Raw genomic sequence first — 2,024 nt, forward strand, 5'->3', positions numbered from 1 at the left:
GGCGTTCACGCCGCCGCCGAATCCCGCATTCGCGTCCATCGCCACCAGGTCCCAGCCGTGGAGGGCGCACAGCTCCTCCACCCGTCGGCGCTCCTCGGCGGTCGACCGGTTGTCGACGACGACGATCCGCGCCTCAGGAAGGGCCGCAGCGGTCGCGACGAGGTTGGTGGAGAGCAGGGCGGCCGAGCCGTAATTGACGACGATGACCGCGAGTGCGCGTTCGCTCACTCCTGCTCCTCTCCGGCCGCACACCTCGCGGGGGCGCGCTCGAACCTGTAGATATAGTGAAGGCTACATTCGACGCCGCCTGGGGGAGTTGTCGTGTCAGAGATCCGTGCGGCGATGAGTCGCTTGAAAGAGGCGCAGAAGTCGTCCAAGGGCGCCGCCGCGTATTCGCGCTACATCAACCGGCCGCTCGGCCGTCCGATGGCGGCCACCGCGTACGCCCTGCGGATGACGCCAACGCAGGTCACGATCGTGAGCGCGGTGTTCACGCTCACGGGTGTCGCTCTCATCGCGCTCCTTCCGCCGACGGTCTGGTCGTCGATCCTCATCGCCGTCCTGCTCGTGCTCGGCTACGCTCTCGACTCCGCCGACGGCCAGCTGGCTCGCCTCACCGGAACCGGCTCGCTCGCGGGGGAGTGGCTCGATCACTTCTTCGACTCGATCAAGCTCGCGACCATCCACCTCGCCGTGCTCGTCTGCTGGTTCCGCTTCTTCGACCTGCCCGACGGCTGGCTGCTCGTGCCGCTCGTGTTCGCGGCATCGGCCAACGTGTTCTTCTTCGGCATCATCGCCGCCGACTTCCTGCGCCGGGTGCATCGGCTGGAGCACCCGCACGGCCCTGCGGAGGCGCCAAGGGAGGCGTGGCGATCCGGGGGTCTCTACTCGCTCGCCGTCATCCCGACCGACTACGGGTTCCTCTGCCTCGTCTTCGCGCTGCTGTGGTGGCAGCCCGTGTTCGTCGGGATCTACACCGCGCTCGCGGTGATCAACGTGCTGATGCTCCTGCTCGCGGCGCTGCGCTGGTACCGCTCGATCCGAGGACTGGCCGCCGATGTCTGATCCGCGGCGGCCGCTGCGCGTGATGCAGTCCTTCGGGGCGCCCCGGGTGACCACCAATCCGTACATCACGATGCTGGATGAGGCGCTCGCTGCGACCGACGGCATCGAGCACGTCCGCTTCTCCTGGCGTGAGGCCCTGCTCGGCCGATACGACGTGTTCCACTGGCACTGGCCCGAGGTGAAGCTGCACGGGTCGAGCGCGGTGTCCTCCGTCGGCAAGTACGCCCTCACCGGGCTGCTGGCCCTGCGGCACGGGCTCTCACGCCGCATCGCCGTGGTGCGCACGGTGCACAACCTCGACCTGCCGGATGACAACGCCGCTCGGCTGTGGCTGCTGCGACGCATCGACCGGCAGGCCGATCACCGCATCGTGCTGAACGAGACGACCCCGCTTCCCGCCGGAACGGCGCAGACGGTCATCCTGCACGGTCACTACCGCGATTGGTACGGCGTGCAGCCCCGCGCGGAGCGTCTGCGCGGACGCCTCGGCACGTTCGGCGGCGTGCGCCGCTACAAAGGCGTCTCCGGGTTCGTGGACGCCTACGCCGATGCTGTGGCGAGGGACCCCGAGATCAGCATGATCGTCGGCGGCAAGGCGTCGAGCGCCGAGCTCGCCGAGGATCTGCGCACCCGTGTCGCGGACCTGCCGAACGTGGTCCTGGAGCTGGAGTTCCTCAGCGATGCGGAGCTCGTGCAGCTCGTGACCGGTTCCGAGCTGATCGTGCTCGCCTACCGTTTCATGCACAACTCGGGCAGCGTGCTGGCCGCTCTCTCCCTCGATCGTCCGGTGCTCGTCCCGCGCAACGCGCCGAACGAGGCGCTCGCCGCCGAGGTGGGACCGGAGTGGGTGCAGATGTACGACGGGGAGGTGGATGCGGACGCCCTCCTGGAGGCCCTCCGCGCCGTGCGGGCGATCAGCGGTGATCGCCCCGACCTGTCGCGTCGGGAGTGGGACGACG

General features: G+C 69.0%; 3 protein-coding genes. 2 read left to right on the forward strand and 1 reads right to left on the reverse strand.

Annotation, left to right across the window (positions count from 1 at the left end; all coding sequences use genetic code 11):
- On the reverse strand, positions 1-228 hold a 228-nt coding region (locus tag KZA10_RS13430), incomplete at its 3' end, for a glycosyltransferase family 2 protein (RefSeq protein WP_374196593.1).
- Between the two features lie 93 nt (positions 229-321).
- On the opposite strand from KZA10_RS13430, the gene KZA10_RS13435 reads away from it, so the two are divergent.
- Positions 322-1,065 carry a CDP-alcohol phosphatidyltransferase family protein gene (locus KZA10_RS13435; RefSeq protein WP_017204641.1) on the forward strand — a complete coding sequence of 248 codons (744 nt, stop codon included), beginning with the start codon at positions 322-324 and terminating at the stop codon, positions 1,063-1,065.
- On the forward strand, positions 1,058-2,024 hold a 967-nt coding region (locus KZA10_RS13440; protein WP_218683126.1), incomplete at its 3' end, for a glycosyl transferase. The genes KZA10_RS13435 and KZA10_RS13440, both read left to right, overlap by 8 nt.

The sequence above is a fragment of the Microbacterium sp. BF1 genome (genome assembly GCF_019279095.1).
GTDB classification, from domain to species: Bacteria; Actinomycetota; Actinomycetes; order Actinomycetales; family Microbacteriaceae; genus Microbacterium; species Microbacterium maritypicum.